The sequence below is a fragment of the Salinispora pacifica CNR114 genome (assembly GCF_000514775.1).
Lineage (GTDB): Bacteria > Actinomycetota > Actinomycetes > Mycobacteriales > Micromonosporaceae > Micromonospora > Micromonospora pacifica.
The window spans coordinates 58,421-83,290 of sequence record NZ_AZWO01000020.1; the positions used below are offsets into that span (position 1 = coordinate 58,421).

36 protein-coding genes and 2 tRNA genes are annotated in these 24,870 nt (G+C 69.1%); 9 read left to right on the top strand and 29 right to left on the bottom strand.

The window, feature by feature from the left end; all coding sequences use genetic code 11:
* Positions 1-62: 62 nt before the first annotated feature.
* The 28 genes from B118_RS28320 to B118_RS30465 all read right to left on the bottom strand — a co-directional run bounded on the left by B118_RS28320 (position 63) and on the right by B118_RS30465 (position 16,640).
* Positions 63-1,673, bottom strand: a complete 1,611-nt coding sequence (locus B118_RS28320; protein WP_043541364.1) for a phage major capsid protein — start codon at positions 1,671-1,673, stop codon at positions 63-65.
* Positions 1,673-2,437: an HK97 family phage prohead protease gene (locus B118_RS0114275; RefSeq protein WP_028192944.1), complete on the bottom strand. Its 765-nt coding sequence runs from the start codon at positions 2,435-2,437 to the stop codon at positions 1,673-1,675. The genes B118_RS28320 and B118_RS0114275 overlap by 1 nt, the downstream gene beginning before the upstream one ends.
* Positions 2,434-3,816: a phage portal protein gene (locus B118_RS28325; RefSeq protein WP_050592808.1), complete on the bottom strand. Its 1,383-nt coding sequence runs from the start codon at positions 3,814-3,816 to the stop codon at positions 2,434-2,436. The genes B118_RS0114275 and B118_RS28325 overlap by 4 nt, the downstream gene beginning before the upstream one ends.
* 14 nt (positions 3,817-3,830) lie before the next feature.
* On the bottom strand, positions 3,831-5,369 hold the full coding sequence (locus tag B118_RS0114285) for a hypothetical protein (protein WP_238323922.1): 1,539 nt from the start codon (positions 5,367-5,369) through the stop codon (positions 3,831-3,833).
* Positions 5,314-5,682 carry a hypothetical protein gene (locus B118_RS0114290; RefSeq protein ID WP_028192946.1) on the bottom strand — a complete coding sequence of 123 codons (369 nt, stop codon included), beginning with the start codon at positions 5,680-5,682 and terminating at the stop codon, positions 5,314-5,316. The genes B118_RS0114285 and B118_RS0114290 overlap by 56 nt, the downstream gene beginning before the upstream one ends.
* Before the next feature lie 297 nt (positions 5,683-5,979).
* Complete coding sequence (locus B118_RS28330; RefSeq protein WP_050592809.1) at positions 5,980-6,276, bottom strand: endonuclease domain-containing protein; 297 nt, start codon at positions 6,274-6,276, stop codon at positions 5,980-5,982.
* A 202-nt stretch (positions 6,277-6,478) separates the two neighbouring features.
* Positions 6,479-6,688, bottom strand: a complete 210-nt coding sequence (locus B118_RS0114300) for a hypothetical protein (protein WP_028192947.1) — start codon at positions 6,686-6,688, stop codon at positions 6,479-6,481.
* Entirely contained in the window at positions 6,685-7,332 is a 648-nt protein-coding gene (locus B118_RS0114305) for a hypothetical protein (RefSeq protein ID WP_028192948.1), read from the bottom strand. The genes B118_RS0114300 and B118_RS0114305 overlap by 4 nt, the downstream gene beginning before the upstream one ends.
* Positions 7,329-7,781, bottom strand: coding sequence for an XF1762 family protein (locus tag B118_RS0114310; RefSeq protein ID WP_028192949.1), 453 nt, complete (start codon positions 7,779-7,781; stop codon positions 7,329-7,331). The genes B118_RS0114305 and B118_RS0114310 overlap by 4 nt, the downstream gene beginning before the upstream one ends.
* Positions 7,782-7,801: 20 nt before the next feature.
* Complete coding sequence (locus tag B118_RS31745; protein ID WP_155256554.1) at positions 7,802-7,969, bottom strand: hypothetical protein; 168 nt, start codon at positions 7,967-7,969, stop codon at positions 7,802-7,804.
* 3 nt (positions 7,970-7,972) lie between these two features.
* Positions 7,973-8,593 (bottom strand): hypothetical protein, encoded by a 621-nt coding sequence (locus B118_RS0114320; protein WP_028192950.1) that lies wholly within the window; start codon positions 8,591-8,593, stop codon positions 7,973-7,975.
* Positions 8,594-8,649: 56 nt separating this feature from the next.
* The gene (locus B118_RS0114325; RefSeq protein WP_018812821.1) at positions 8,650-9,354 is read right to left on the bottom strand and encodes a P-loop NTPase family protein; all 705 of its coding nucleotides are present in this window, start codon (positions 9,352-9,354) and stop codon (positions 8,650-8,652) included.
* Positions 9,351-10,223 carry a hypothetical protein gene (locus tag B118_RS32885; RefSeq protein ID WP_238323923.1) on the bottom strand — a complete coding sequence of 291 codons (873 nt, stop codon included), beginning with the start codon at positions 10,221-10,223 and terminating at the stop codon, positions 9,351-9,353. Before B118_RS32885 ends, B118_RS0114325 begins: the two co-directional genes overlap by 4 nt.
* 84 nt (positions 10,224-10,307) lie before the next feature.
* Entirely contained in the window at positions 10,308-10,676 is a 369-nt protein-coding gene (locus tag B118_RS0114335) for a hypothetical protein (protein WP_018812819.1), read from the bottom strand.
* Entirely contained in the window at positions 10,676-11,065 is a 390-nt protein-coding gene (locus tag B118_RS32890; protein ID WP_238323924.1) for a hypothetical protein, read from the bottom strand. The genes B118_RS0114335 and B118_RS32890 overlap by 1 nt, the downstream gene beginning before the upstream one ends.
* Positions 11,062-11,286: a hypothetical protein gene (locus tag B118_RS0114350; RefSeq protein WP_018812817.1), complete on the bottom strand. Its 225-nt coding sequence runs from the start codon at positions 11,284-11,286 to the stop codon at positions 11,062-11,064. The genes B118_RS32890 and B118_RS0114350 overlap by 4 nt, the downstream gene beginning before the upstream one ends.
* Positions 11,283-12,200 (bottom strand): hypothetical protein, encoded by a 918-nt coding sequence (locus tag B118_RS0114355; RefSeq protein WP_018812816.1) that lies wholly within the window; start codon positions 12,198-12,200, stop codon positions 11,283-11,285. The genes B118_RS0114350 and B118_RS0114355 overlap by 4 nt, the downstream gene beginning before the upstream one ends.
* Entirely contained in the window at positions 12,197-13,066 is an 870-nt protein-coding gene (locus B118_RS0114360) for a PD-(D/E)XK nuclease-like domain-containing protein (RefSeq protein ID WP_018812815.1), read from the bottom strand. Before B118_RS0114360 ends, B118_RS0114355 begins: the two co-directional genes overlap by 4 nt.
* On the bottom strand, positions 13,063-13,209 hold the full coding sequence (locus B118_RS32400) for a hypothetical protein (RefSeq protein ID WP_202902336.1): 147 nt from the start codon (positions 13,207-13,209) through the stop codon (positions 13,063-13,065). The genes B118_RS0114360 and B118_RS32400 overlap by 4 nt, the downstream gene beginning before the upstream one ends.
* A 196-nt stretch (positions 13,210-13,405) precedes the next feature.
* The gene (locus B118_RS30460; RefSeq protein ID WP_033669907.1) at positions 13,406-13,585 is read right to left on the bottom strand and encodes a hypothetical protein; all 180 of its coding nucleotides are present in this window, start codon (positions 13,583-13,585) and stop codon (positions 13,406-13,408) included.
* Complete coding sequence (locus B118_RS0114370; RefSeq protein ID WP_028192951.1) at positions 13,582-13,857, bottom strand: hypothetical protein; 276 nt, start codon at positions 13,855-13,857, stop codon at positions 13,582-13,584. Before B118_RS0114370 ends, B118_RS30460 begins: the two co-directional genes overlap by 4 nt.
* Complete coding sequence (locus B118_RS0114375) at positions 13,854-14,429, bottom strand: pentapeptide repeat-containing protein (RefSeq protein ID WP_018812812.1); 576 nt, start codon at positions 14,427-14,429, stop codon at positions 13,854-13,856. Before B118_RS0114375 ends, B118_RS0114370 begins: the two co-directional genes overlap by 4 nt.
* Positions 14,426-14,650, bottom strand: a complete 225-nt coding sequence (locus B118_RS0114380; protein ID WP_028192952.1) for a hypothetical protein — start codon at positions 14,648-14,650, stop codon at positions 14,426-14,428. Before B118_RS0114380 ends, B118_RS0114375 begins: the two co-directional genes overlap by 4 nt.
* 1 nt (position 14,651) lies before the next feature.
* A complete protein-coding gene (locus tag B118_RS0114385) occupies positions 14,652-14,876 on the bottom strand; it encodes a hypothetical protein (protein WP_028192953.1) in 225 nt (74 codons plus the stop codon).
* Positions 14,873-15,091 carry a hypothetical protein gene (locus B118_RS32895; RefSeq protein WP_155256555.1) on the bottom strand — a complete coding sequence of 73 codons (219 nt, stop codon included), beginning with the start codon at positions 15,089-15,091 and terminating at the stop codon, positions 14,873-14,875. Before B118_RS32895 ends, B118_RS0114385 begins: the two co-directional genes overlap by 4 nt.
* Positions 15,088-15,291: a hypothetical protein gene (locus tag B118_RS0114395; protein WP_028192954.1), complete on the bottom strand. Its 204-nt coding sequence runs from the start codon at positions 15,289-15,291 to the stop codon at positions 15,088-15,090. Before B118_RS0114395 ends, B118_RS32895 begins: the two co-directional genes overlap by 4 nt.
* Positions 15,288-15,992, bottom strand: a complete 705-nt coding sequence (locus B118_RS0114400; protein WP_043541378.1) for a hypothetical protein — start codon at positions 15,990-15,992, stop codon at positions 15,288-15,290. Before B118_RS0114400 ends, B118_RS0114395 begins: the two co-directional genes overlap by 4 nt.
* A gap of 402 nt (positions 15,993-16,394) precedes the next feature.
* Entirely contained in the window at positions 16,395-16,640 is a 246-nt protein-coding gene (locus tag B118_RS30465; RefSeq protein ID WP_080645101.1) for a helix-turn-helix domain-containing protein, read from the bottom strand.
* 113 nt (positions 16,641-16,753) lie between these two features.
* Between B118_RS30465 and B118_RS30470 the strand changes: the two genes are divergently transcribed.
* The 9 genes from B118_RS30470 to B118_RS0114435 all read left to right on the top strand — a co-directional run bounded on the left by B118_RS30470 (position 16,754) and on the right by B118_RS0114435 (position 21,871).
* Complete coding sequence (locus B118_RS30470; RefSeq protein WP_238323925.1) at positions 16,754-17,176, top strand: hypothetical protein; 423 nt, start codon at positions 16,754-16,756, stop codon at positions 17,174-17,176.
* A gap of 6 nt (positions 17,177-17,182) precedes the next feature.
* Positions 17,183-17,287, top strand: a tRNA-Ile gene (locus tag B118_RS31755).
* 196 nt (positions 17,288-17,483) lie between these two features.
* Positions 17,484-17,852 carry a VOC family protein gene (locus B118_RS0114405; RefSeq protein ID WP_018221872.1) on the top strand — a complete coding sequence of 123 codons (369 nt, stop codon included), beginning with the start codon at positions 17,484-17,486 and terminating at the stop codon, positions 17,850-17,852.
* Positions 17,853-18,002: 150 nt separating this feature from the next.
* Positions 18,003-18,131 (top strand): DLW-39 family protein, encoded by a 129-nt coding sequence (locus tag B118_RS32900; RefSeq protein ID WP_018221871.1) that lies wholly within the window; start codon positions 18,003-18,005, stop codon positions 18,129-18,131.
* A gap of 38 nt (positions 18,132-18,169) precedes the next feature.
* Positions 18,170-18,242: transfer RNA gene (locus B118_RS0114415), tRNA-Ala, on the top strand.
* Between the two features lie 84 nt (positions 18,243-18,326).
* The gene (locus tag B118_RS0114420) at positions 18,327-18,992 is read left to right on the top strand and encodes a helix-turn-helix domain-containing protein (protein WP_028192956.1); all 666 of its coding nucleotides are present in this window, start codon (positions 18,327-18,329) and stop codon (positions 18,990-18,992) included.
* Positions 18,993-19,079: 87 nt separating this feature from the next.
* On the top strand, positions 19,080-19,607 hold the full coding sequence (locus B118_RS0114425) for a VOC family protein (RefSeq protein WP_018812807.1): 528 nt from the start codon (positions 19,080-19,082) through the stop codon (positions 19,605-19,607).
* 352 nt (positions 19,608-19,959) lie between these two features.
* Positions 19,960-20,946, top strand: a complete 987-nt coding sequence (locus tag B118_RS0114430; RefSeq protein WP_018221868.1) for a sigma-70 family RNA polymerase sigma factor — start codon at positions 19,960-19,962, stop codon at positions 20,944-20,946.
* Between the two features lie 64 nt (positions 20,947-21,010).
* Positions 21,011-21,871 carry a YybH family protein gene (locus tag B118_RS0114435; RefSeq protein ID WP_027646155.1) on the top strand — a complete coding sequence of 287 codons (861 nt, stop codon included), beginning with the start codon at positions 21,011-21,013 and terminating at the stop codon, positions 21,869-21,871.
* A gap of 328 nt (positions 21,872-22,199) precedes the next feature.
* Here B118_RS0114435 and valS read toward each other — a convergent pair whose 3' ends face one another.
* Complete coding sequence (valS, locus tag B118_RS0114445) at positions 22,200-24,743, bottom strand: valine--tRNA ligase (RefSeq protein WP_028192957.1); 2,544 nt, start codon at positions 24,741-24,743, stop codon at positions 22,200-22,202.
* Positions 24,744-24,870: the final 127 nt, after the last annotated feature.

Below are 24,870 nucleotides of genomic sequence, written 5' to 3' on the forward strand. Positions count from 1 at the left end.
TCAGGCACCGACCCCCGACGTCTCTGAACGAGAGGGTTGTCGGGGGTCGGTGTCTGTGCCGGTTACGGGGTGGTGTTGTAGCCGATCGCGGTGTCGTCGTTCGATGTCGCGTCGCCGATGTTTTGGAAGTCCTCGCGCATGAACCCGACCAGGACCCGCTGGAACGTCTCGCGGTAGATCGAGTCGTCGACCTCCACGTCCAGGGCCATCCGCTGACCGAACGCCCACTCCATCCGGTTGACCAGCAGGAAGTAGGTTTTCGTGGCGGTCACACCGTCATGGACACCGGCGGCGTTGAGGTCCTCGCGGACATGCTCGGAGGCGATGACCGGCACACCCCACACCGAGCCGATCTGGCCGTTGAGGATGGTGGCCTGCGCCCCCATCTTGTCGACGGTGATCAGGTTCGCGTCGGGTAGCAGTGTGTGGTAGTTCGAGACACCAACGATGATCGCCAGGTCAGCCGGGTTCAGACCCCACTTGCCCATGTCTTTACGCACGGCGGCGATGTTCGCCGAGCTGATCGCCGTGGCGGCCTGACCGGCGTTGGCGAGTCCCCGCTTGCGTAGCCCGTCCCACGCGGTGCGGGCATCTACGGTGCCGGTCACGTCGGAGTCCTGGTGGGTGCCGTCCGAGTCGCCGTCCAGGACGGCCTTTTCCTCGGCGTCGACGAATGCCTGCACGAGCTTGCGGCGCGCATACGGCAGGATCGCCAGCGCGCTGTCGGCCTCCAGCGACCGACTGAACAGCGCTCTCGCGCCGAAGATCTCCGCGTCGAACGTCGGCGTCACCGTGCCCGGCGTCGACGCGGCCATCTTGGTCTCGGTATCGCTGGCCGGCTCCGCGACCCGGTAGGCGGTAGCGTCGGCGCCTTCCACCGGCCACTTCCACGGATTCGTCGGCAGGTCGATCCGGGAGAACAGGGGGGCGACTTTCCCCGAGGCGCGAACCTTTTCGTGCAGGTTCGCGCCGATTCCGGTCGGCACCCACACGCCGCCCTCGGCGGCGGTGTCAACGTCCATCGCCCGCATCAGGCTGGCCCAGCGGTCGCGGAACAGCCTGTGCGCCCGTGCCACCTCGAACCCGTCGCGGGAGCTTTTCGCCCGCTTGTCGACGAGCAGACCGAACAGGATCATGTCGGCGACGGTGCCCTGAAACGATCGCAGCAGGCCGTGATGCTCGGGCCGGAACTCGGTGATCCGCGGCGCCTGTGCGGCCAGGCCGGACTCGGACCGGATCATCACCTGCTCGACCGGGTTACGGGCGCCGTAGGCGTTGGCCCTGAACACGCCGGCCTTGTCGAGACTGCCCGCGGTCACGGCTTCATCGGTAGCCCAGAACAGCTCGTCCAGGGACCGGTCACCGCGCGGGGAGTCGGAGCGGCGCACGATCTGTGGGCCACGCGGCTCGCCTCGTCCGATGCCTTCCCGGTTGCCCTGGTTGAGCGCTGCTGCCCGGACCGCGTCCATGCGGGCGGCCCGCGCGGCAAGCGGCTTCTCTTCGGCGGCCAGCTGGTCCCACTCGGCGAGCAGCCCGTCAACCTCGGTGTTGCGCTCGGCCAGGGCCTGGGAGCGCACGGCGTCGTCGCCGTCCGGCTCGGGCATGGCCTCGATCTCAGCGAGCCGGGCCTGAATCTCTGCCTGCCGCTGCTGGATCTGCGTCAGTCGGTCCATCACATACCTCTCGTGATCCTTGCGGCGTGGATGCGCCGCGTGATGTCGGACTGCCGACCGGAGTGCACCGACGGGTGCGGGTCCTCGGCGCCGGACCCCGAACCATCGGGGGTGGCGGTTGGCGTCTCCGGGTTCCCTTCGGAAGTGGTGGACGCGATGATCTCGGCCAGTTGCGTGCGTTCGTCAGCGGACAACCCGGCCAGGTCTGTGGCCAGTGCGGTCAGTGACCGCACGGCGAGGATCTCCGCGCCCGCGTTGACCGGGACCGGAGTGGGTCCGTAGTCCGCCAACCCCAACTCAAGGCGGGTCACGGTGGGTAGGGGCTGGCCGGCCCGCACCGTCGGCACCCGATCCGGGGTGCTGCGGTAGATACGGCCCCGAAACGACTGGGCCCGGATGGCGCGGTTACGGATGGCCTCCAGAATGCGATCGGCGTCCGCCCCGGCGTTGTATCGGGTAACGGTGAACAGGCCCTTCGCGTCCGCCCGGATCTCCAGCGGGGTGCCGATCGGCACGCTGTACACATCCGATGGCGTGCCCAGCACAGTCAACCCATGGTTGAACAGGCAGACCGCCCGGGGCCCACCGTTGTTCAGCGTCCGATTGAACGCTGCCCGGTCGATGACCTCCATATAGTGGCCGTACTGGTCTCGCACCTCATACGGGCTGTCGAAGATCGCCGCGTATGCCTCGACCGTCCGGCCGTCACCGGACCGGGAGATGCTGATGTCGTCCAGCGCCCACGTGCGCAGGTAGGTGTTCATGCCCGCTCCTCCGGCTCCTCCGGCTTCTGGGCGACGGGCCGCGTGGCCTGCACCGCGGTACTCGGTTGGTCCGGCCCCGGTGGTTGTAGCTGCACGCTGTACAGCCCGGAGTGCTCCAGCATCGTCAGATCCTCACCGTCGATCGCCGCCACCACACTGTCGGGCGTGTAACCGGCGTCGACGAGCTGCCGCACCGCCGCGGCCTGCCCCTGCTGGATCTGCGCCACGTCCGCCCGGTCCTCCCGCAGAAACGGCACGTCCCGGGCGTCGTACCACAACCGCGACGTCTCATCCGGCGGCGGAACCAGGTGCTCCAGCGTGCTCGCTGCCTCTTCCCACAACGGAGCGATGGTCATGTCAGCGAACCGCCGCCGCACCTGCCCGTAGTTCCCCGCGTTCAAGCTGGACCCCTGTAAACCCTCAGACAGCCCAAGGATCACCGGGTGCACACCCGCCGCGGCGGCAATACGGGTCTCCGACAGCCCGGAAATCTGCTTGAAGTCCATCGCCTGGAAATCCGCCCCGACCGGGGTGGCCTTCGCACCCAACAGGTACAGCGTCTTGTACGCGTTGCGGGAGCCTCGATGCTCGGCCTCCAGCCGTTCCTTGAACGCGAACACCTGCTCCGTGGTCATCGTCGGCTCGAACGAGATCACCAGATTCGGCGTCGCCCCGTTACGGAAGAACGCCAACTTGTGCTCCGTGGCGGCGAGATCCGACTGCATCTCCCGCAGGATCGGCGTCAACCACGGCACACCACGAAACCAGCCGACCGGGTCCGGCGTCGGCGTGAACAACGCGACATCCTCAGCCAGCAGCAACTCGTGCCGGGCGTTCGGCGGCTCATACATCACGCCGACCAACTCGGCGTCCAGGTCGTCACCGACCATCATCGGATCATTCGGCGACCCAACCACCAGCGTGCACCAGTCCGGCCGCACCCGCCGCAGATCCCCCGACGGGCGCCGAGCCACAATCCCCGTACCGGACAGGTCCGCGTCCAGCAGCATCCGCACCAGCAACTGCCGGGTCGTCTCACCCCGCCTCGGCCGCTCCAGCCTCGCCAACTCCCCGGTACGGAAGTACTCGTCGGGCCGGCCACGCCGGAACCGCTGATACGAGAAACGGGCCTGGCCGAACACCATCATGCGGGCCAACTCGCACGCCCACACCACCCCCGAGCGCTTGTACGCCTGCTGCACGACCGACTCGAACTCGCTGGGTAGATGCTCCTCCCTACCCCACGACGAGGCGGTCTGCGCGATACCCAACTCGGCCGCGTCAGCCAGCAGCCGCTGAAACTCGTCAAGGCTCAGATTGGTGCTGCGCTGCACCTGCTCGGGCCGCAGCCACGACAACAACCGGGACCACGCGCCCACCGGTGCACCGCCCTTCAGGCGTAGAAGAACATCAGGTCTTGACTCGGCCGGTGCACCCGCGGCGTGCAATGCCCAAACAGGGCCAGGCTGACCGCGGCCAGCGGGGTCACATCCACCGCCAGGTCCCGCCGCGCCCACGCCCACGAACCGCCCACATCACGCTTCACCGCGCCCTCAACGGCGTCATCGGCCTCTTTTTGGTCGATGTGCCAGATGTCGCGGGCCTGCACGTCCGGGCCGGCTACCCCGTCGTAGAACAACTGGCAGCCGGTGACCACATCACCCGGTGTGGCGCGGTGCACGGTCAGCCCAGCCGCCTCCGCCTCATCAGCGAGGGCCTTGTCATCAATCACCACCACGGACGGTCGATGCCGCTCCAACTCTCGGAGCCGGGCCACCACCCACCCGGTACCCGGGCGGTAGTCGAGCGCCCCATCACGGCCGGTCACCTCGATGTGCCGGCCCCCGAAAGTCGACGTCCCGGCCGCGCCGATCGCGGTGTAGGACCTGTCCGGCGGCACGTACACGCCGAACGCCGGCCGCCCGTCGAGCTGCGAGTCCGGGTTGCGCCGCGCCAGCCACGCGGCCTCGGAAATGACCCGCCATCCGCTTTCCGCGCCGGCCCGCCGCGGCCATATCCCCAGCCGTTCCCGAGCGAAGTCCTCAGCCGGCATCGAGCGGCGTTCCCGGCGCACATGCTCAACGCTGATCCGGATACCCAGCGACGGATTCGCCGCCGCCCAGGCCGCCAGGTCGTCCAGGTCGACGCCCTCGAGGAACTCCAGGCTTCCGCCCAGCCCCCAGTTTCGATAGCCCAGCCCCGGATCCTGCTGCCAGGGCGGATCATCCGCGCCGCGTGGCACCGACGGGTCTCCGCGCTGCCGCAACTGGTACATCACCTCGCCGGTATCACCGGTCAACGGGGGCGAGCTGGTGTACACGATCTGCGGGTTCGGCCGAGCACTCATCGTCGGCATCAGCGCCGACTGCTGCACGAACGTGTACGCGAACGTCTCATCGACTAAGTTCACGTCGCCGGAGAAACCCCGGCCGGATCCCTTCGAGCGGGCCACGAACTTGATCCGTGCCCCTGTGTCCAACCGCTCGATGGACTCTTCACCGTTTGTGTTGATCACCTTGAGGAGCACGCCGTCGACGTCGTACAGGTTGTCGTTGAGCTTCACGCCGAGTTGACCCACCAGCCAGATCACGCGACGGAACGACTCCATAGCAGTCTTGTATTCGTGCGCCGACCACATGATCAGCCGCTCACCGATCAGCAGCAGCCCCGTCAACGCCCGCGCCTCCAGCAGGCAACCCTTGCCGTTCTGCCGAGACACCCATTCGCAGAACTCGAAGCACGCCCACCTGCCGTCCGCCTTCACGGCCAGCATCGCCGTAATCGAGTCCTCCTGCCAGACGTCCAACGGCATCCCGGCCCGCCGCATCAACTCGATGGCCTCCGGCCCGAACGAATCAACCGACTCAGGCTGAGTGTCAACCCGCGGGCTGCGCGCGCCGAGCAATCCGAGCGGTGAGGTCCGTGATTCCACCAGCCCCGTCGCCTCCCGTGCTCGCCTTCGACTGACGCCCACCAGCCAGCTGCTTGCCACCACCGGCCCGGCTCGCCCGCAGCTCCGCCAGCAACGCCTTGAACGTGGTCTGCTGCTGCCGGGCCTCGGTAAGCACCTTGTCCACAACCACGGTCACCTCACCCACGTCGTCGACCTCCAACGTCAACCACGCCCGGTCACGGCCGTTCACGATCGCGTCCAACCGGTCCAGCCGGTCCGCGCACCGGCAGATCTCCTCCACCAGCACCACCACCCCAACCGGGTCGCCGTCGCCGACAAGCTGATCCCACATCCGCCGACCACGCGCCCGCAGACGAGGCGCCCGCGGCCCCTCCTGCGCAACAGGCGTTGCGTGCGGCGTTGCCGTCGCACCAGTTGCGTTGCAACCCCGCTCCGGCAGACACAGCGAATGATCACCTGACCTGTGCTTACGCAGCCGGCGGGACCGTTCCGTCGAGGTAGCCACAGCCGTCCTATCGATCACGTTCCGTGCAGGTCAATGGCGCGGGGGGAGAGACGCCTGACGAAAGGCGCTGGGTCAGCAAAGGCAACTGTCCGTGACGACCCCGCCCCCGGCCTGCACCCTGGGTCACCACCTACGGGAGTTGACCACCACGTTGTCGGGGTTGCGTTGGCGTCGTGCGCGCATGTGCTGCTGGGCGGTGGCCTGCCCTGCGGACCGGTTGCATCCACGGTGGGCCAGCCCTCGGTAGGTGGTCCGGTCGTCGTCGTGGTCCAGGTCCAACAGCGCGGCCTCGGCCCGCCACATTGGTTGGCCGCATCGTGCGCAGGACTGACCGTCACGCAGCTCCGCCAGGGCTTTCGTGCGCGCCTGCTGGTGCACCCAGCCGTAGCCCCGCTGGGTGGTGGTGAGCCCCCGTGTCATTGACAGCCCACCCCCTGTTGTGAGCGCCCCGGTTTGTGGTGTGCGGGCAGGCCGTCCCAGCCTGCGACCTGCCCGCTTCCCCTCGTGCGTCCCGGTCCTGGGTACGCGAAAGCCCGGCGCCACTGAGTGGTCGACCGGGCTTTGGGCACACTCCGCCTAGCGGAGTTGATGAACAAATCATGCCGGACGCGCTATCGCAAGGTCAAGTCGGGCGTGGCCGACCGCGTGGTGAGAGGCGCTTGGCGGCCTCGATGCGCGCTGCCTCGTCCAGGGGTGAGTAGCCGGCGCGGGTGGTGAGTCCGTCGCGGTCACGCCAGCGGCGGACCATCGCGGGGGTGACGTCGTCGCCGAGGGCGGCGGCGAGTTGGGTGGCGGTGCCCCACTCGCGGCCGGTGCGCGGGTCACGGATCACGCCGCGCGTCCAGCCTCGCGCCCGACCACGCCGAGTGCGGTGTCTCGGGGCCAGATGTGCCGCACGCCCTCCAGGCCGCCGGGGCATCGGCAGCCGGGGGTGTGCCAGCAGTCGGCGGAGCATACGACGCTGCGGGCGGCGGCGGGCCCGACGGTGGTCGCCTCCAGGCTGCGGCGCCGGCATCCGGGGCAGTCGCCGGGTATCCGCGTGCGGTAGGGCGGCTGGTTGAGCCAGCCGCGGACCAACTCGTCCTCGTCGGCGAGGTGCGAGGCGAGGAGGGTGAGGGCGCGGGGCGGCAGGGTGAGGGCGGGTAGGGCGGTGAGGATGCGTTCCAGCGGGTCGCGCCCGGCCGGGAGTCGGTACATGCCGGCGAGCCAGGTCAGTCGGCCGTGGAGGCGTTGGATCCGCTGCGCCCACGTTTGGGTGCGCGGTGGGGGCCGGTCGGTGGTCAGCGTGGCCACAGGGTCGGCGTGTCCGCCGATCGGGTGGATGGTGCCGTGGATGGGGCTACGCAGGATGGGGGCGGCGGCGGTGAGGGTGTCGCCTCGCCGCTCGGCCTCGGCGGAGGCGAGTACGTCTAGACGCTGTCTGCCGGTGTGGATGGACCAGGCGGCGGCGGTGGCGTGCAGGTGGTGCGGTGTCACGGCGCGGCCTCCCACAGATAGCGCTGGACGTGTTCGTTGCCGCGGAGTCGACGTGGCCTGCTCGGCGTGGTCCAGCCGGGTCGGGGTGGCCGTTCGGCGACGATCCGCCATCGGGCCGCGCGGAGGCTGGCCCCGCTCTCTCCGGTCTGGGTGTAAGTGATCAGCCGGCGGTAGCCCAGCGCCCGGGATGCGCGCCAGGCGGCGGCGTAGAGCATCGAGCCGGCGTTGGGGGTGCCGTCCGTGGCCACCCGTGTGACCTCGAGTGTGGTGCCCGTGTCGAGGTGTCGGGCGACGGGACGGCCGATGATGGCGACCCCTACGAGGACTGAGTCGGCTGCTACGCCCATGGAGAATTTGTGCCCGACTGGTGGGCCGTGGTGGCGGTGCCAGTCGGCGACGAAAGCGCAGGCGTCGACCAGGCTGAGGGGGACAAGACGGAGCGGCGGCACGAGTGCTCCTCGGAGCGCGGTCATCGGCTGGTCCAGTCGTCGTCTGGCTCGCGTTCGGCGGGTTCGGTGACCCAGTCGAGGTCACCCGGCCCCGGATCGTCGTCCGGCTCACAGGTGCAGAGCACGGACCCGATCCGGTCATCTCGGCCCTGGTGGAGGTCGTGCAGGCGGCAGACGTCGCAGTGCACGGGTCAGCCCTCCCTGTCGGCCGCGTGGGCTTCAGCGGCGGCGATGAGGGTGACAAGGTGGCGGGCGATGCCGGCGTACTCGTCGGTGACGGCGGTGGCGTAGTAGGCATCCCAGCGGTCATGCCAGCCCTCCAGGAGGTCACGGATGACCTCCACGCGTTCGTCGTCGGTGCGCGCGGCGGCGAACTCCGCTGTGGAGTAGTCGAGGAACTGCTGCATGTCGATTGGGGGGTATGTGGTGCCGCGGTCCCACCCGGGGCCTATACGGGCCTGTGCGTGGCTCTCAGCGGGCTTGGCGGCATCCTGCGCGCCGCCGGCCGGGGAACCGGGGCGGGTGGCGTACCGCGCCTGTACGGCGTCGAGCTGCGACACGACGTCGTCGAGGGTGGTGATCAGGTCGCGGGCGTCGGCGAGGGTGGCGCGTGCGCGGTGCCGCTGCGCGGCGAGTTGGTCGATCAGCTCGGCGGCGGTGGCGAGGGGGCTGTGGCAGCCGGCCCGGCCGAGGGCGGCCCACACCTCGGCGAGCCGGTCGAGGGCGGCGTCGCGCTCGACGGTGATGGTGGCGACGTCGTGGTCGTGGTGGCATTCGCCGTGGATGGGCAGGCGGTGGGCGGGTGTGGTCATGGTGGCCCCTCCTCGGGCGGTGGTGGGTTGGGGTCGGCCGTGGCCGGCGGTGTGGGTCACCACTGGTTCACGACCCGGCGTACGGCTGGCCCGTCGAGGACGAGGACGCCGCCGTCGTCGATGAGCCGTTCCACGACGGGGTGGCCGTAGCGGGTGGCGAGTTCGTCGTAGGCGGCGTCGGCGTTGGGTCCGCTGTTGGTGGTGACGATAAGGCGGCGCTGGTGTGCGCAGCGGGCATCGACGATGCGTTGGAGTTGTTCGAGCCACCAGTCGGTGACGCGTTCGCGGCCGAGGTCGTCGAGGACGAGTAGGGGGCAGGTGGTGGCGTAGTCGTAGGCGAAGGGCTCGGTGGAGTCGGGTTTGAGGGCGGCGGATAGGTCGGCGGCGGTCCAGACGGTCACCCAGGTGTCGCGGTTGTGCACGTCGTTGGCGATGGCGTATGCGGCGGTGGTTTTGCCGGTGCGGGCGGGGCCGGCGAGGACGAGTGCGCGGGGGCCGTGGTCCCACCAGCGGGTGATCTTCCCGGCGGGGTTTTGGGCGGGTGTGAGTTGGTTGTAGGTGGCGTTGGCGTAGCGGGTGGGGCGGCGGCGGGTGTAGACGATGGCGCGGTTGGCGGCTTGGCGGGCGCGGATGGCGTCCATTTCGCGGCGGTCGGCGTCGGCTTGGAGTTCGGCGAGGGTGGGGCTGTTGGTGGTCGGGGTGGTGTTGCTGGCGGCGCGGGTGGGCCAGTCTCCGAGGGTGGCGCGGATGGGGGTGGTCATTGGTCTGCTCCGGGGGTGTGGCTGGCGTAGGTGGCGGATGCGGCGCCGGTGCGGAAGGGGTTGTCGTCGCGGCCCTGGTTTAGGTGCCGGTTCGCGCCGGTGGCGCGTCCGGTGACCGGGATGCCGTTCCGCTCGGCGGCGGTGAGCATCCAGTTGCGCCAGGTCGCGACCCAGTCGAGCTTTACGCCCTTCTGTCCGGGTGCTGATCGGAAGTGGTTGCAGAACTTCTCGGTCTCTCGTGCGCCGTTGATGCCGGGGCAGTTGATCCGGAACCACTCCTTCATCGGTTCGGTGACGGTGAAGGCGTCGGGGAGTCGGGTTCCGCGCTTCGTTTTGGGCGGCGCCGTTGGCGACGCAAAGGGTTTCTCCCTGTTCCCTGTTCCCTGTTCCCTGTTCCTTTCCGCCGGTGAGTCCTCAGTGAGTTGTGTGTGAGGTTGCGGTGAGGGCTCACTGTGCGACGGTTCAGGGGCGCTCTGACCAGGGGTTTCCGCAGGGGGAAGGGGTGTCGTTTCACTGGTCGGTGGGGGTTCGGGGGCTTCCGGCGGTGGGGGGAGCTTGCTCTTTGTCGGACGGTTGATCCGTTGGTGCTCACCCCATCCTCGGACGGCAAGGTATGAGCGCTCGCCCACCTTGTAACGAAGGATCAGTGAGGACTCACTGAGTCGCTTTAGGTCGAGTTCGACGTCGGTGGAGAGCCGGTCGTCCAGCGGCCAGACCGCGGCCTTGATAAGCCGGGCGTCGTCGACACAGCGGCCCTCGTCGTCCACGTGGGTCCACAAGCCGATGAACGTCAGCCGTGTTTCGACGGGCAGACTCGCCACGGTCAGCGACGTAAAGAACTCGGGCTTGATGGAGCGGATCCGGGCCACGTCGTGCCTTTCTATGTACGGGTGGTGCTGGTCTGTTCGGGGGTGGTTGGGCCGGCCCCGCCCCTCCCGGGCCGGCCCAACCGGTCAGGGGGTGGTCTTGTGGCGGGCGCGCTGGTCGCGTTTGCGGAGCCTCCAGTCCTCCCGCTCGGCGGTCTCGCACGGTTCGCACGGCTTTTCGTCGCGTTCTCGGTGCCGCTTCGCGGCGGCCGGCGTCCCACACGGCTGTGGACCGCGGGCCGGCCGTGGTGTGACTGTCCAAGCGGTCAGGTGCAGCCACGGCCGGTCGTCCGGGACGGCAGCGGCGAGGACGTACAGCAGCCGTTCCCGGTCGCCCGGGTCGGGCAGCATCGCGGCGAGCCACCGCGCGTTGGCCTGCGGGTCGTCGTCGCGGACCCGCACGACCAGTTCGGCGGCGACGGCGGCGAGCCGGTCTACGTAGGTGCTGCTGTCCATCACGCGCCGCCCTGAAGCCGGTCCAGCTCGGCGGCCAACTCCCGCCGTAGTGCCTCCAGGCGGTGCACCTCGGCGCGCCAGGCGGGTACGTCATCGGCCACGGCACGGGCGAGCAGGGCGGCATCTGGCTGCCGGCCGCCGTCTCGGGCGTCGGCGTACACGGCGTACCGGCTGGCCATGGCGTCCAGGTCCGGCAGGAGATGCGGCGGCCCGGCCGGGGCCGGCATGACACCGGCCCCGGGCTCGTAGCCGCCGCATCCGCACGTCGAGGTGGAGCAGCCGCCCCGGCGGCCTGCCCGCAGTGTGTGTAGCGGCTCCAGGTGCCCGCACACGCACCAGCCCGGCTCCCGCACCGGCCCGCCGAGGGCGGCGTCGCGGTCGCGGATCACGGCCGGCCCTGCCCCGCCACCGGGGCGCACGGGCACCCGCTGACATCCATCACCGCCGGCCCGGCGGACACCAGCGCCCAGCACGGCAGCTCCCGCTCGGCGGCGGTAGCGCACAGCGCAGCGGTGCAGCATCCGCAGGCGTCGCAGTCAGGCGACGGCGGTCGAGCCCACACGTGCTCCACCTCGGCGGCGTTGCCGTAGTACGGATCTGCGTGGCTCACTGGTCACCGCCGGGCTGCGCCGCGTCTGGCCACTCCTGCTCGGCATGCCCGCCGGTAGTGGTTAGACCTGCCGTAGGTGGCGTGGTCGACGGCGCCGGGACCGCGGCGGCCTGCGCGGCAATCTCCTCTGCTGTCACGCGCTGCGGCGGGAACTCGTCGTCTGAGGACACCTCGCCCCGCTCCAGGGACCGAAACGTCACCGTCAACTGCGCGACGTCGTGTTCGGTCCACCGGTCCGACGTGCGGCCCAGCTTCTGCTCAAGCTGGTCCTGCGTCACCCCGTAGCGGTCGGCGAAAAGCTTGATCGCGTCCGCGATGCGCTGCGCTAAGGGCTTTCCGCCCCCGTCGCGCAGCGTCACCGAACAGCGGTCCTTCGCGTCTTCCACAAACCACGGCGGTAGAATCGAGAAAATCGCCTCCCGTAGCCGCCGCGACCCGTTGTTCGCGTTGTTCTCGTAGATGTCGCGCATGTCGACGAGTTCCTTAACCCCGTCGCGGGTGTCCCGCTTGTGCGGCACCACGAACACGGACCGAGAGCGGGTGTTCGTCTGCACATCCCAGGCCCACGCCTGCATCTCCGAATAGCCGCCCGCGTCATCACGGCGCAGTTCCTCGATGCCGTACTGCACGTTGCCCCAGCAACGGGCCAGCTCCCGGGCGAGGTGCACGGACGGGCCGGACACGGTCTGCCCAGCCCGGGGAAACCGGTAGAACGCCCGCTCGGCCAGTCCCCTCTGGGCGCACGACTCACGCATCGCGGCGACCGCGGCGGCGATACTGCGTGGGCACTGCTGGGCGACGACGACCGCGGCCTGAACCTCGGCGACAGCGCGGGACTGCTCGACAGCGGTCGCCTGGCCCAGGTGCGTAGGTGTCGCCGGGCCGGCGACGCGTTCGGGCATACGGTTGGTCACGACAGCTCCTTGGCGTAGCGGTTCTCCACCCAGCCGGGTAGAGAGATGAGGGCAACGTCGTCGGTGTAGCCCGGCCACCGGCCGGACGTGACGCACTCGCGGTACAGGTGCCGGGCCTGCCGGTTCAGGTGCGAGCCGACGCGCAACGCGAACGGGTCCGGCTGCGCCACCGTCACCAGGTACGGGGGGCGCTTTTCTTGGAAGATGAAGACGAACTGCGAGTCGTCGGAGGCCACCCCGAGGGCACGTAGACCGCCGAGGTACCAGTCGGCCTGCTGGTGGTAGCCGTGGTCCCAGATAACCCGCTGAAGGTCGTCCGGGGCTGCCGAGACGCACGTCTTGTAGTCGGGCACGATCAGCCGGCCGGGCCGAGACACGTCCAGCCAGTCGGTACGGGCCCGGCACCAGATGCGGGTTTCCGGGTCGACCCAGAACATCGACAGTTCCGGCCGCCCGCCCTCCGGGCGCAGCAGCGCGGCGGCCGTCGGATGCTCGCGCAGCTTCGCGGCCATGGCCTGCACAACCTCGTAGTCCTTCGTCAGCAGCGGAACCTTGCCGGCCTGACGGGCTTCACCCGCCGCGTCCTTCGCAGCGTTGGTCCGCCAGTTGTCGTGCGTGACCTCGACGATTTCCGGGCCGGCGCCGAGCACGAGGCTGTGAGCAGCCTGGCCGAGGTCGAAGTCCCGCTTCGGGTTCTGCCCGCTGTCGCGCCAGTGCTTGTAGATGGCCGGACACGATGGCGGGATCAGCCTGCGCGCGCCGGAACTGGACAAGGAGCCCTGCGGGACCGGGTCCGCGTGGTAGACGGTGTCGCGGATGCCGGCGTACACCCCCGGATCGGTGACGACCAGGCCGGCGGTAGTCATGCCGCCTCCTGGTGGTCGAGCCGCCGCTCATCGTCAAGGTCGACGCGGATGCAGTCGGGGCACTGGGCCCCGCCGCACAGGTACAGCCGGTCAGCCGGATCCCACCGGTTCTCGGGCAGGCCACAGGTGACACAGCCAGTCATGACCGCCTTCCCGGAACTGCGCGTAGCTGCTGGCCGCCGGGTTCACACCCCGGATGCCGGTCGTAGACGCCTGGCTCCCCACCAGGCCCGGCCGTGGCGGCGGGATGCACCGGCCACCGGCACCCGCCAGCACACGGCCGCCCGCCGGTGATCGCGGCCTGGGTCGCGGCGGCGACATCCGCCCACCGCCCGGCCCTCACCGCGGCCTCGCCGTCGGCCAGCGGTGCCGCCAGACGGTCCGTACTCGCGGCACCCGGGGCAGATCCCCCGGCGTGCGCCGGTGCCGGCCAGCCGTCCGAATCTCGGCCTGGACCGGCCGGGCCAGGGGCAGGGCGCGCGGGGCGGGCAGCCAACCCCGCCAGATGATCGGGATCACCGCCCCGCCCCCTCACGTCCGGCGAGCCGCTCCCGCGCGGCCACCAGGCCCACCCGCAGCCGCTGGGAGGTGCTGATCGCCTGGTCCCGGGCGGCCCGTGCCTGCCGCAGGTCGTCGGACAGCCCGCGGGCCAGGTCCCGCCACTGGCGGGCCTGCCGGGTCCGCCGCTGGTAGGCGGCCGTGGTCACGTCCAGTGCGTCCTGGAGGCGGGCCCGCTCGCGGTCGGCCGCGTCGAGGGCGGCGGCCAGTTCCCGCACCATGTCGCCGGTCACCGGGCCGCGCCCTTCAGGTTCGCGTCCTCCAGGTCTGCGCCCCGCAGGTCCGCGCGCCTCAGGTTCGCGCCCCGCAGGTCCGCGTCCCACAGGTTCACGCGCCTCAGGTTCGCGTCCTCCAGGTCTGCGCCCCGCAGGTCCGCGCGCCTCAGGTCTGCACCCTCGAGGTTTGCGCTCCGCAGGTCCGCGTCGCGTCCGTAATCACGGACCAGACGCGCGCCGTCCACGATGTCGGCTACGTACGCTCGCCGCAGCCGCCACTTATCCCCGCGGGCGTCGGAGAGCAGGTCGAATGAGGACCACGCACATAGCAGCAGGGTCACCGCTGGCACACCGGCGGACGCCATAGCGGCCCACGTCCGCGCCAGACAAATCCCGTCCCCGACCTCGATCGGGCATGAGCTGGTGTTGTCGGTGTCGATCGGCCCCGGCGCGTACGCCCACAGGCCGGGCCCAGGCCACCGGTAGCCGCGCTGTGAGCGCAGATCGGGATGCACGGTACGGATACCCCACCGGTCGCAGCCGGCCAGCAAGCCCCGGTCGGCAGTCAGCACATCAAGCAGGTCTTTCACGTCAGGCTCCAAACGATGGCGGCGGCTACAGCCCACAGGCCGACGCCGATGAGCAGCCCGACAAGCAGGCCGAGTGCGATACGGACGGACTCCGGGACGGAGTCGGCGGCGTGGTGGGGGCCCTCCACCGCCGGACACGCCGGGCCATGGGTGCGGCCGGGAACGGTTAGGCAGCCGGGGCACACCCCGGGACCGGAGTGGGTCTGCAGGTGGCGTGCCATGTCAGGCCACCTCCCGCAGCGCCGGATCAGTCAGCGGCAGCAGGCCGGGGCAGTGCGGCGGCAGCGCCACCGGCATCTCCGGCGGCGGCGGGTACTCGCCGGCCGCTACACCCCGCCAGTAGCCGCAGGAGCCGTCGCAGCTCTCCCCCGGCAGGTGCCCGCAACCGAGGTCCGGGACGGTGATCGGATCGGCGGCGGCCATGAGTGGCCAGGTCGGGGCGCTCATTTGGGCACCTCCGACATGACCACCTCGGACGCGGTCTGGCCCACGTGCCGCCGGTGACCTTCGGTGAAGAGCCGGGTCACCATTCCGATGTGATGAGTGCAGGCGTAATACCAGTGCCGATCCGTTCCGCCGCGCGGGGGCAGGACACACGAGCAGGCGGGATGGATCCGCCACAGGGCGTTTCGTAGACAGGCGTCGCACTCCGGGGCGCTCATCGGGCACCGCCAGTGATGCGGTGCTGCTCCTGGGCGCACTCGGCCAGATGCCGCAGCCCGTCGCCGACCAGGCTCGGCGGGAGAGCCGCGTACTCGGCGGCGCGGTCGGCAACCTCGGCATCGGCGGCCCGGTCGAGATCCCAGGCGAGATGCCGCAGGACCACCGCGTCGACCGGGTCGATGGGGTTGAGGCCGGTCATCGGGCACCGCCCTCGGCGAGCTGGGCGCGCAGCGCGGCCACCTCGGCCCGCAGCGTCACCAGCTCCGCGTCCTCCGGCGCGGGGATCCGGGTCGAGGCGGTGACGCGCAGCGCACCGAGCTGCCCGCGTGCACGGCGCTCCCAGAATGGCCCGGACATCACATCAGCGGGTGGGGCGTCAAGCGCCGCGGCGATCGCGTCCACCATGGGCCGACGCTCCTCATGCCCGGCCGCCACGTACAGACCGACATGCACGGACAAGGTCGGGTAGATGTCGGGGGCCGGCGTGCCGGCGAGAGAGGCGATCCGGTCAGCCACACGACGCAGGTCAGCGGCGAGGGACAGCCAGTAGTCCGGCTCAGCGGCCTCGGTATCGTCGGAAAGACCGAGCGAGGCGGAGCAACACGGGTCCGTGGTGCCGGTCGCCAGTCCGCAGTGCCTGCAGGTGGGCGGCAATCCGTCCGGGGTACCCCACCGGCACCAGCCGCACCGGTCGCGCCACATCTGCGGGGGCTCCGGGAAGGTACGGCCGCAGCCGTCGCAGGAGTAGGCCGGCGACGCGGGCTCTGCTGCCGGCGTGGGCAGCGGGTTCTCGCAGTCCCGGCCCCGGCTACCGAAACAGCGCGGCGAGCAGTAAACGTCGGCCTGGGCGGCGGCGCACATCTGCCGCTCGGTGGTTTCGGGTACCGTCTGGTCTTGCATCTGCACTTCTCTCTTTCTGATGGTTGGTTGGTGCGGTCGAGCCCTTCGCCGATCTGCGGTCGGCGGGGGGCTCACTTACTGCTGGGCGGTGGACAGGCCGATCAGCGCCGTCAGCTCATGCGTCCGCAACGGCTGTGTTCTGCCTAGGCGGCGGTGCGGCGCGCTTCTTGGCGCTGGCCAGGGCCATACGCCGGTAGTGCGCCGTCTTGAGCCGCTGCACGGCTGCGGCGAGTTCGTCGGGCGGTAGGACGCCCTGCGGGTCGGCCTGCCGCTCCCACTGCCTCAGCCGTGCTATCCGCGCTGGAGCAAGGGCGGCCTTCCGTGCCTCCGCGCTGGTGATGCGTGACCAGCGCGTCAGGCTGCCGATAGATGCAGCGAGCTGCCGCTGAGCCGGACTGGCCATTAGGCGGCCCGACGGAGCTGTGACGGGTCAGCCTCGAGGTCAAGTGCGCCGGCAAGGCGTCGAAATAGGGGTGGGGAGATGGTTGGCTTAACTCCACGCTCAATCTGGCTCAGGTAACCAAGGCTGAGGCCAGCACGCTCCGCAAGCATGGTCAACGTCAGTCCGGCGAGCTTTCGGCGCTCCCGTAGGGCTGCCCCGTCGATCTCCACCCCGCTGGGTGCGTAGTTCGGTGTTGCCTGGGTCATGCCGGCGAAGCTACCAGACTGAGCCAGAATGAGCCACCCACAAGTTCAAGATTGAGATGAATGAATGACTTGTGAGCTAGATTGAGCCGGAGTGAGCTGCCATGATGGCGCGTATGGAAGACCGACGCGCCGCACTAGGAGCCGCGATCCGGCAGCGACGCCTAGCACTTCGCCGCACCGAGCGCGAGGCCGCAAAGCTGGCGCAGATTGCACGTAACACGTGGTCAGGTGCGGAAAAGGCCACAGTCCGTACGTCTGAGCACGTCTGGCCTGGCATCGAGCTGGCGCTCGACTGGGAGCCGGGTAGCGTCGCTGCGATCTTGAGCGGTGACGACCCAACCCCCCGCACCCGAACCCGGCCACAGCCCGCCGCTCCGTCGAGTGGTGATGAACTTGCTGAGGAGGTGGATCGCATTCGCAACCTCAAGATCTCCGCTACCGCCAGGCGGCGAATGATCGAGGCGCTCATCTCGGTCTACGAGGAAGCTGCAGAGGAGGAAAGCGGCGGTGTAACACCAGCTTCGAGACAGCAGTAAGGTATCGGTGTTGTGTAGGTCAGTGGCACCCAGGGGACGCGAGATCGAACGATGCTGGGACCGGCAGAGCTGATAACTCTGAGGTCGCTGGTTCGATTCCAGCTAGCCCCACCTACCGCTCGGTCCTCACATTCTGGGGGCCGAGCTTTTTCGTAGCGCCGATTACCGTGTCCCCGCCGTGCCAGCGGCGAGACGCCAGCACCGCAGCATGCGTGGCGGAAGTGTCATACCCCGCTCCTAGGCTGGCGCCGTTCGATGCGCTGTCCCGCCCGGTTTCCCTGGGTCGGTTCGTCTTCGAGGAGGTCCGGTGCTTAACCACCTTGGCATTCAGGTGCGTGATTTCGATGCCAGTCTCGCCTTCTATGATGCTGTCCTGGCCCCACTTGATGGGCGCCGCCTGATGGAGTTCCCGGAGGCGGTCGGCTATGGCAGCAGCACTCCTGACTTCTGGCTCAGCCCGCTGGGCGGTGCGGCCGAGGGTGTTGAGGCGCACATCGCCTTCACCGCGCCGGACCGGGCTGCGGTGCAGGCGTTTCATGACGCCGCGGTGGCACTCGGAGTGGAGGTGCTGCACGCGCCCCGGGTCTGGCCGGAATATCACCCGACCTACTTCGGGGCTTTCGTCCGTGATCCCGATGGCAACAACGTCGAGGCGGTCTGTCATCGGCCGGAGTGATCGATCCCGCAACGTCGGCCGGGGGCGGGACGCGGTGCTGAGTCGTCCCGGGGGCACTGCGTCGGTGGGCCCGTTTACCGCCCCTTGCCTCCGGCTGATACGGTCCTTGGGTAGGTCCGACGGCACTGTCGAGCGTGAGGGGTTGCCCTAATGTTCAAGAAGCTGCTGATCCTCGTCGGTATCGTCGGTGTGGCGGCAGTCGTGGCCAAGCGGGTCAAGGAGACCAACGACGAGCGCGCCCTCTGGCACGAGGCCACCAACGCGCCCGACCTGCGCTGACTCGTACTGGTCAGCGTTCGGCGGCACGGACCGCTTCCGGGGCCCTAGCTCAACTGGCAGAGCACTGCCTTTGCAAGGCAGGGGTTAGGGGTTCAAGTCCCCTGGGCTCCACTTTTTACGCCTGTGACCAGGAATGACGTGGTTTCTGGAGCGCACGTAGGTCTCCCTCCAGCATGATTGACCTACCCTCGGTGCGTGTGGGAGCAGCGGGCTTCGCCCATTCCCGAGATCCGGACAGTCTGGCGTGCCTACGTCGAGGAGGCCGCCGATTACATCGACGAAGCGAGCGAGCACTGGGGCCTGTCGTTCATCCGTCGCCCCGATGGATCGCTGGCGGCTGAGCTGGCAGGTCCGCGGATCACGAGCCTGCCGATCTGCGCACATGCCGGGGAGTCCTACTGGGGCGTCGAGCTCGCCGCTGACGTGGTGATCCCCGGCGTGGACAAGGCGTTGCTGCGCGGTGCGATTGCTGAGCTGCTGGTCGTCGACGGGCAGGTAGCGCTCGGGGGCTGCCGCTGTCGCGTTCCTGGGTGGGAGGAACTCGAGTCCTTCGTCGCGCGGCTTGTGGCCGACGGGGTGTTGGTGGCGGATGCCGACATCCGGCGGGCGCTCAACGGCGACGACCGTGGGCTGTCGCGACGGAGCTGGCAGCGGCGGTTCTGGTCGATCACGGGCCTGCGCCGCAAGGAAATCGAGCGGCTCGACCGTGCGCGTCGTGCCTGCCATCTGCTCAGCGAGGGAGTGCCGCCGCCCGAGGTCGCTCTCGCCCTGGAGTATGCCGATCAGGCGCATCTCACCCGAGAGCTGAGGCGTATCCGGGGTGAGACGCCGGCTCGCATCCGCTCGGCGAAGACTGCCTGACGTTGGCGCTTTTGTTCAAGACCTCCGGACGGTCGGTCAGCGAGGGTGGGGACACTGATCAGCCGACCTTGCGCAGGAGGACGACACATGAACGCCATCACCACCCCGACCGGGTTCTCCACCCTGAATCCGTTCTTCGTCGTCCACGATGCTGACGGGCTGATGACCTTCCTGCGGGAGGTGTTCGGGGGAGCGGAGCACCCCGAGGCCCGCACTGTAGACATCGACGGTCTTTTGTTGCATGCCGAGCTCGAGATTGGCGGTACGACGCTGTTGCTCGGCGAGCGGAAGCCGGGCTGGCCGTTCCTGCCGCAACTGACCCAGATCTACGTCGATAGCGTGGACAGCGTGCTCGCGCGGGCCGTGCGGCGTGGCGCGCGGATCGTCACCCGGCCGACCGACTTTTTCGGCACGATCTTTTCTCGGATGCGTGACCCGTGGGGCAACCTGTGGTGGGTGTACCAGCACGCCGAGGCCCCGGAGCTGGACTGGGACGGCGGTGGTGGCAGCGACGCGGGCCTCACGGAATGGTCCGACCCCGACCTCGCCTACATCCATCGAACCCTCGTGGAGGCGATGCCGCAGCTGGACACCGAGCCCAGCGGCGAGCGTTAAGCCCGTCTCCATTGACGCGTCAGCGACAGGTCGACGGCTCGGTGACGACATGCCCAGCATCCCCGAGACCTGCGCCAGCGGTACGGAGCAGGTCGCAGTCATCGACAGACTTTACCGCCAACACTCGTTGACGCTCGGGACTCCATCCGTTCGCAATGCCTGGAGGTGCTTGTGGGGTGCTCTTTCCTGGGCCGTGGTCGGCTGCGGTAGACGCACGTTTCGCCGCATCGCGAACACGTGCCCGTAATGAGGTTCACCCCCCGCTCGTCGAGGTAACCTGGCGCCGGTGAGCGATGCCGAAGATCGCGGGAGCAGTTCGAGTCGGGCACGTGAGGCTGCCGCGACGCAGTTGGTGGCGGCGCGGGCCGGTGACGGCAATGCCTTCGGCCGTTTGGTGGAGCCGTTGCGGGATGAGCTCCGCGTCCACTGCTACCGGATGCTGGGGTCGGTCCATGACGCGGAGGATGCGGTCCAGGAGACCCTGGACCGGGCGTGGCGCAGCCTGGAGCGCTTCGACGATCACGGGTCAATTCGGCCGTGGCTGTACAAGATCGCGACGAACCGGTCGTTGACGATTATTGAGCGACGGGGTCGGCGCGAGTTGCCCACGGATCTGAGTCCGGGCGGTGCGCCGCTGACCGAGGCGGCGTGGCTGGAGCCGTATCCCGATCGGCTCATGGGTTGGACGGCGCGGCTGAATCCCGAAGCCCGCATCGTGGCGCGGGAGAGCGTGGAGTTGGCGTTCGTCGCCGCCTTGCAATATCTGTCGGCGTCACAGCGAGCGGTGCTGTTGCTGCGCGACGTGCTCGGCTACACCGCCGGTGAGGTCGCTGAGGTGTTGGACACCACGGTGGCCGCGGTCAACAGCGCTCTGCAGCGGGCCCGCAAGGTCGTCGGGAAGCTGTGCCCTGAACGCAGCCAACAGCAGACCCTGCGGACGCTCGGTGACGCGGAACAACGGAAGGTGGCCCGGCAGTACGTGACCGCCTGGGAGGCTGGTGACGTTGACGCCATCGTGGCGATGTTGACCGAGGACGCACGGTACTCGATGCCGCCGCTGACAAGGTGGTATGCCGGCCCCGCAGACGTTCGTGGGTTCCTGGCCGAGGCGGTGCTGGGGCATCGCTGGCGGTTCGTGCCGGCGCGGGCGAACGGGCAGCTCGCGTTCGGCACCTACCTGTGGAGTGACGGGCGGGGCGCGTACGTCCCGGCGGGTCTGGATGTGCTGACGCTGCGCGGGCGGCAGGTGGCCGAGGTGGTCTCGTTCCTGGACGCCGACTTCTCGACCTTTGGCCTGCCGGCCCGACTGTGGGAAGAGAATCTTCCCGGTGCGCGATGAATTTGCGGACTGGCCCGGGTTGTAGTCCTGACGGACCCATCAACCCGGAAGGACCAGGCCGACCATGGCTAGCAACGAGGAGCAGATCCGCACCCTGATCGAGGGCTGGGCCAAAGCGGTCCACCACGGTGATCTCACCGGAGTCCTTGCCGACCACACGGAGGACATCGTGATGTTCGACGTGCCGCCGCCGCAGCAGGGGGTGCGGGGTCTCGATGCCTACCGCGAGACCTGGCCACCGTTTTTCCAGTGGCAGGCCCAGGGGGCTTCGTTCGACATCGAGTCGTTGGAGGTTACCGCGGGGGAGGATGTCGCCTTCGCGTACGCCCTGCTGCGTTGCGGCACTGAGCGCGACTTCGCCGACAATCCCGACAACCGGCTGCGGCTGACATTCGGTCTGCGCAAGCAGGCCGGCCGGTGGGTCATCGCCCATGAGCATCACTCATTTACGCTTACCGACGGGTCCACCGCGGCCGATCCCGCTCCGGATCAGGACCGCGCTGCCGCTGAGCAGGACCTGCGCCGGCTACACCAACGCTGGTTCGCCAGCACAGCGGCCAAAGACCTCGACGGCCTGATGGCCCCTATCGCCGACGACGTCGTCTCCTACGAGCATGACCAGGCGCTGCAGTGCATCGGGGTCGACGCCGTCCGCGAGGTCTGCAAGGCCGGGCTCGACGGGGCTGGTGACAGCAGCGTCATCTGGCATGTTCCCGACCTGAAAATCCTGGTCAACGGTGATCTCGCCGTCGCCTGGGGGCTTAACCACGTCGAGGTGTCCGCTGGCCGCCAGTCAGTAGACACCTGGTCCCGCGGGACCCGCATCTTCCAACGCAGAGACGGCGCCTGGCTGATGACCCACCAGCACCTCTCCTACCCCTTCGACCCGGTCACTGGCGACGCCAAGACCGACCTACGGCCGTAACGGGAACGGCGCGTCCAGCACGGCGGGCCCGAGTTCAGCGGGCAAGACTATAGCGACCGGTCATTATTCTGACCGGTCGCTATAGTGGGCTGTTATAGAAGCCGTACCGATCACCGAAGCTAAGGCTCGGATCGCCGAACTTGCTGACCAGGGTCGCCCAAGAGCACAATCACTCGGAACGGCCGCGCCGAACGTCATGCTGATCTCGGTAGCCGAGTACGAGTCGATGCGGGAAACGCTGGATTTGCTCTCCGACGATGAAGCCCGCGCCGAGCTGGAGCGGCGCCGAAGCAGGGCTGGCTGATGCCTCCATGAGGCATCAGGCGGGTCAGCCGAGTGTGATCTCCGGCGTCAATGGCGTGTCCGCCTCGGCGGTGTTGACCTCCCGCACCACCCCCGCGGCCCGAACATCCCGGCTGACCAGGGCGAAGGTGGCGAGGTCGGGGGCGCGCCCACGGAGGGTGAGCTGGGCTACCGGCACCCGCATCGACTGCTTCGCCTCGGACTTCGCCCGGCGGATGGCGGCGAGCAGGTCGGCGGCGAGCCCGAGTAACTCCCCGGACTCGGCGGAATCGTCGGTGCTGGCGAGCTCCTGCCGGGTCGGCCACGCCGCCCGGTGCACCGAACCCTCCTGCCACCACGACCAGGCTTCCTCGGTGACGAACGGCAGCAACGGCGCGAAGAGGCGCAGCAGCGTGTGCAGCGCCAGCGCGAGCGCGGTGTGGGCCGAACGGACGGCGGGATCGTCCGGTTCCCCGTACGCGCGCTCCTTGACCAGCTCCAGGTAGTCGTCGCAGAACGACCAGAAGAACTGCTCCGTGCACTCGAGGGACCGGGTGTAGTCGTACTGGGTGAACCCGGCGGTGGCGGAGCCGACGACGGAGGCCAGGCGGGCCAGCATCGAACGGTCGAGTGGTTCGGTCACCTGCGCCACCTGGGGCGCCAACAGCGTTGGGGAGCCGAACCGCAGCACGAATTTGGTGGCGTTCAGGATCTTGATGGCGAGCCGGCGACCGATCTTCATCTGCCCGGTGTCGAAGGCCGTGTCGGTGCCCGGCCGGCCGCTGACCGCCCAGTACCGGACGGCGTCGGAGCCGTACTCCTCCAGGAGAGCCATCGGCGTGACCGTGTTCCCTTTGGACTTCGACATCTTCTTACGGTCCGGGTCCAGGATCCAGCCCGACAGCAGTGCGGTGTTCCAGGGCAGACGGCTGAACTCCTGGTGTGACCGGAGCACGGTGGCGAACAACCAGGTCCGGATGATCTCGTGCGCCTGCGGACGGAGGTCCATGGGGAAAACTCGGGCGAAGAGGTCGTCGTCGACCGACCACCCGCCGGCGATCTCCGGGGTGAGCGAGGAGGTGGCCCAGGTGTCCATCACATCCGGGTCCGCCATGAAACCGCCAGGTTGGTTGCGCTGGCTCTCCTGGTAACCGGGCGGGGCGTCGCTGCTGGGGTCAACCGGCAGCGCCGTGTCCTCCGGCAGGATGGGGTGCTCGTGGTCAGGCTCGCCCGAGTCGTCGAGCGGGTACCAGACCGGGATCGGCACACCGAAGAAGCGCTGTCGACTGATGATCCAGTCTCCGGAGAGACCCTCGACCCAGTTTTCGTACCGGCTGTGCATGAACTCGGGGGACCAGGTCAGTTCGCGCCCCCGGCGGACCAGCGCGGCCCGCAGCTCGGTGTCCCGACCACCGTTACGGACGTACCACTGACGGGTGGTGACGATCTCGAGTGGCTTGTCACCCTTCTCGTAGAACTTGACTGCCTGGGTGGTGGGGCGAGGCTCGGTTTCGAGCTCCCCGGCGGCGCGTAGCAGCTCCACGATCTTCGCCTTCGCGGAGAATGCGGTCAGGCCGGCGAGCATCCGGTACGCCGCCACCGCGTCGGCGCTGACGACCCCGGGTGGTGGCTCGGAGAGCAGGCGGCCGTCGCGACCCATCACCGGCCGGGTCGGTAGGGCCAACTCCCGCCACCACAGCACGTCCGTCAGGTCGCCGAAGGTGCAGATCATCGCGATTCCGGAGCCCTTGTCCGGCTGAGCCAGCGGGTGCGCCCTGACCGGCACCGGGACACCGAAGAGCGGCGTGACGGCGGTGCTGCCGAACAGATGTTGGTACCGCGCGTCATCCGGGTGGGCGACGAGCGCGACGCAGGCCGGCAGCAACTCGGGCCGGGTGGTCTCGACGTAGATCTTGTCTCCGGTCGCCGAGTGGAAGGTGAGCCGGTAGTAGTTGCCCTGGCGCTCGCGATCCTCCAACTCGGCCTGCGCGACGGCCGTGCGGAAGGTGACGTCCCAGAGGGTCGGGGCGTCCGCCAGGTACGCCTCACCCCGGGCCAGATTACGGAGGAAGGCCCGCTGGGAGATCGCCCGACTCCGGTCGTCGATCGTCGCGTACGTCAGGGACCAGTCGACGGAGAGGCCCAGGTGTCGCCACAGGGCCTCGAACGCCTGCTCGTCAAGCTCGGTGAGGTTCCGGCACAGCTCGACGAAGTTACGCCGGGAGATCGGTTGCGGCCGGCTCGGTGGCTCGGCCGGTAGCGTGTAGCCCGGGTCGTAGGGCAGGGAGGGGTCGCACCGCACCCCGTAGTAGTTCTGCACCCGCCGCTCGGTGGGTAGACCGTTGTCGTCCCACCCCATCGGGTAGAACACCGCCCGACCCCGCATCCGCTGGAATCTCGCGACGGCGTCGGCGTGGGTGTAGGAGAAGACGTGACCGACGTGCAGCGCCCCGCTGACCGTTGGCGGCGGGGTGTCAATCGAGTAGACCTCGTCGCGGGTTACCGAGCGGTCGAAGCGATAGGTGCCGTTCTGCTCCCATACCTGTGACCAGACCTTCTCGATGCCCTCGAGGGACGCCGGCACAGCTATCCGCTTCCTGGTGTTCTCGGTCACTGTCGGACTATATGCCGCTGGTCCAGTGATTTCTGCACGCTGATCGGGTCGGCGGCGGGGGAGCGGGTCCGGCAGGCTAGCGTCGAGGTGTGAGCACGCCGCG

Coding starts and splice junctions, on each gene's coding strand:
- B118_RS28320 (WP_043541364.1), bottom strand. CDS start 1,673: ATGGACCGACTGACGCAGATCCAGCAGCGGCAGGCAGAGATTCAGGCC.
- B118_RS0114275 (WP_028192944.1), bottom strand. CDS start 2,437: ATGAACACCTACCTGCGCACGTGGGCGCTGGACGACATCAGCATCTCC.
- B118_RS0114290 (WP_028192946.1), bottom strand. CDS start 5,682: ATGTGGGATCAGCTTGTCGGCGACGGCGACCCGGTTGGGGTGGTGGTG.
- B118_RS28330 (WP_050592809.1), bottom strand. CDS start 6,276: ATGACACGGGGGCTCACCACCACCCAGCGGGGCTACGGCTGGGTGCAC.
- B118_RS0114320 (WP_028192950.1), bottom strand. CDS start 8,593: ATGACCACACCCGCCCACCGCCTGCCCATCCACGGCGAATGCCACCAC.
- B118_RS0114325 (WP_018812821.1), bottom strand. CDS start 9,354: ATGACCACCCCCATCCGCGCCACCCTCGGAGACTGGCCCACCCGCGCC.
- B118_RS0114335 (WP_018812819.1), bottom strand. CDS start 10,676: ATGGACAGCAGCACCTACGTAGACCGGCTCGCCGCCGTCGCCGCCGAA.
- B118_RS0114360 (WP_018812815.1), bottom strand. CDS start 13,066: ATGACTACCGCCGGCCTGGTCGTCACCGATCCGGGGGTGTACGCCGGC.
- B118_RS32400 (WP_202902336.1), bottom strand. CDS start 13,209: ATGACTGGCTGTGTCACCTGTGGCCTGCCCGAGAACCGGTGGGATCCG.
- B118_RS0114380 (WP_028192952.1), bottom strand. CDS start 14,650: ATGGCACGCCACCTGCAGACCCACTCCGGTCCCGGGGTGTGCCCCGGC.
- B118_RS0114385 (WP_028192953.1), bottom strand. CDS start 14,876: ATGAGCGCCCCGACCTGGCCACTCATGGCCGCCGCCGATCCGATCACC.
- B118_RS32895 (WP_155256555.1), bottom strand. CDS start 15,091: ATGAGCGCCCCGGAGTGCGACGCCTGTCTACGAAACGCCCTGTGGCGG.
- B118_RS0114395 (WP_028192954.1), bottom strand. CDS start 15,291: ATGACCGGCCTCAACCCCATCGACCCGGTCGACGCGGTGGTCCTGCGG.
- B118_RS0114400 (WP_043541378.1), bottom strand. CDS start 15,992: ATGCAAGACCAGACGGTACCCGAAACCACCGAGCGGCAGATGTGCGCC.
- B118_RS30465 (WP_080645101.1), bottom strand. CDS start 16,640: ATGACCCAGGCAACACCGAACTACGCACCCAGCGGGGTGGAGATCGAC.
- B118_RS30470 (WP_238323925.1), top strand. CDS start 16,754: ATGGAAGACCGACGCGCCGCACTAGGAGCCGCGATCCGGCAGCGACGC.
- B118_RS32900 (WP_018221871.1), top strand. CDS start 18,003: ATGTTCAAGAAGCTGCTGATCCTCGTCGGTATCGTCGGTGTGGCGGCA.
- B118_RS0114425 (WP_018812807.1), top strand. CDS start 19,080: ATGAACGCCATCACCACCCCGACCGGGTTCTCCACCCTGAATCCGTTC.
- B118_RS0114435 (WP_027646155.1), top strand. CDS start 21,011: ATGGCTAGCAACGAGGAGCAGATCCGCACCCTGATCGAGGGCTGGGCC.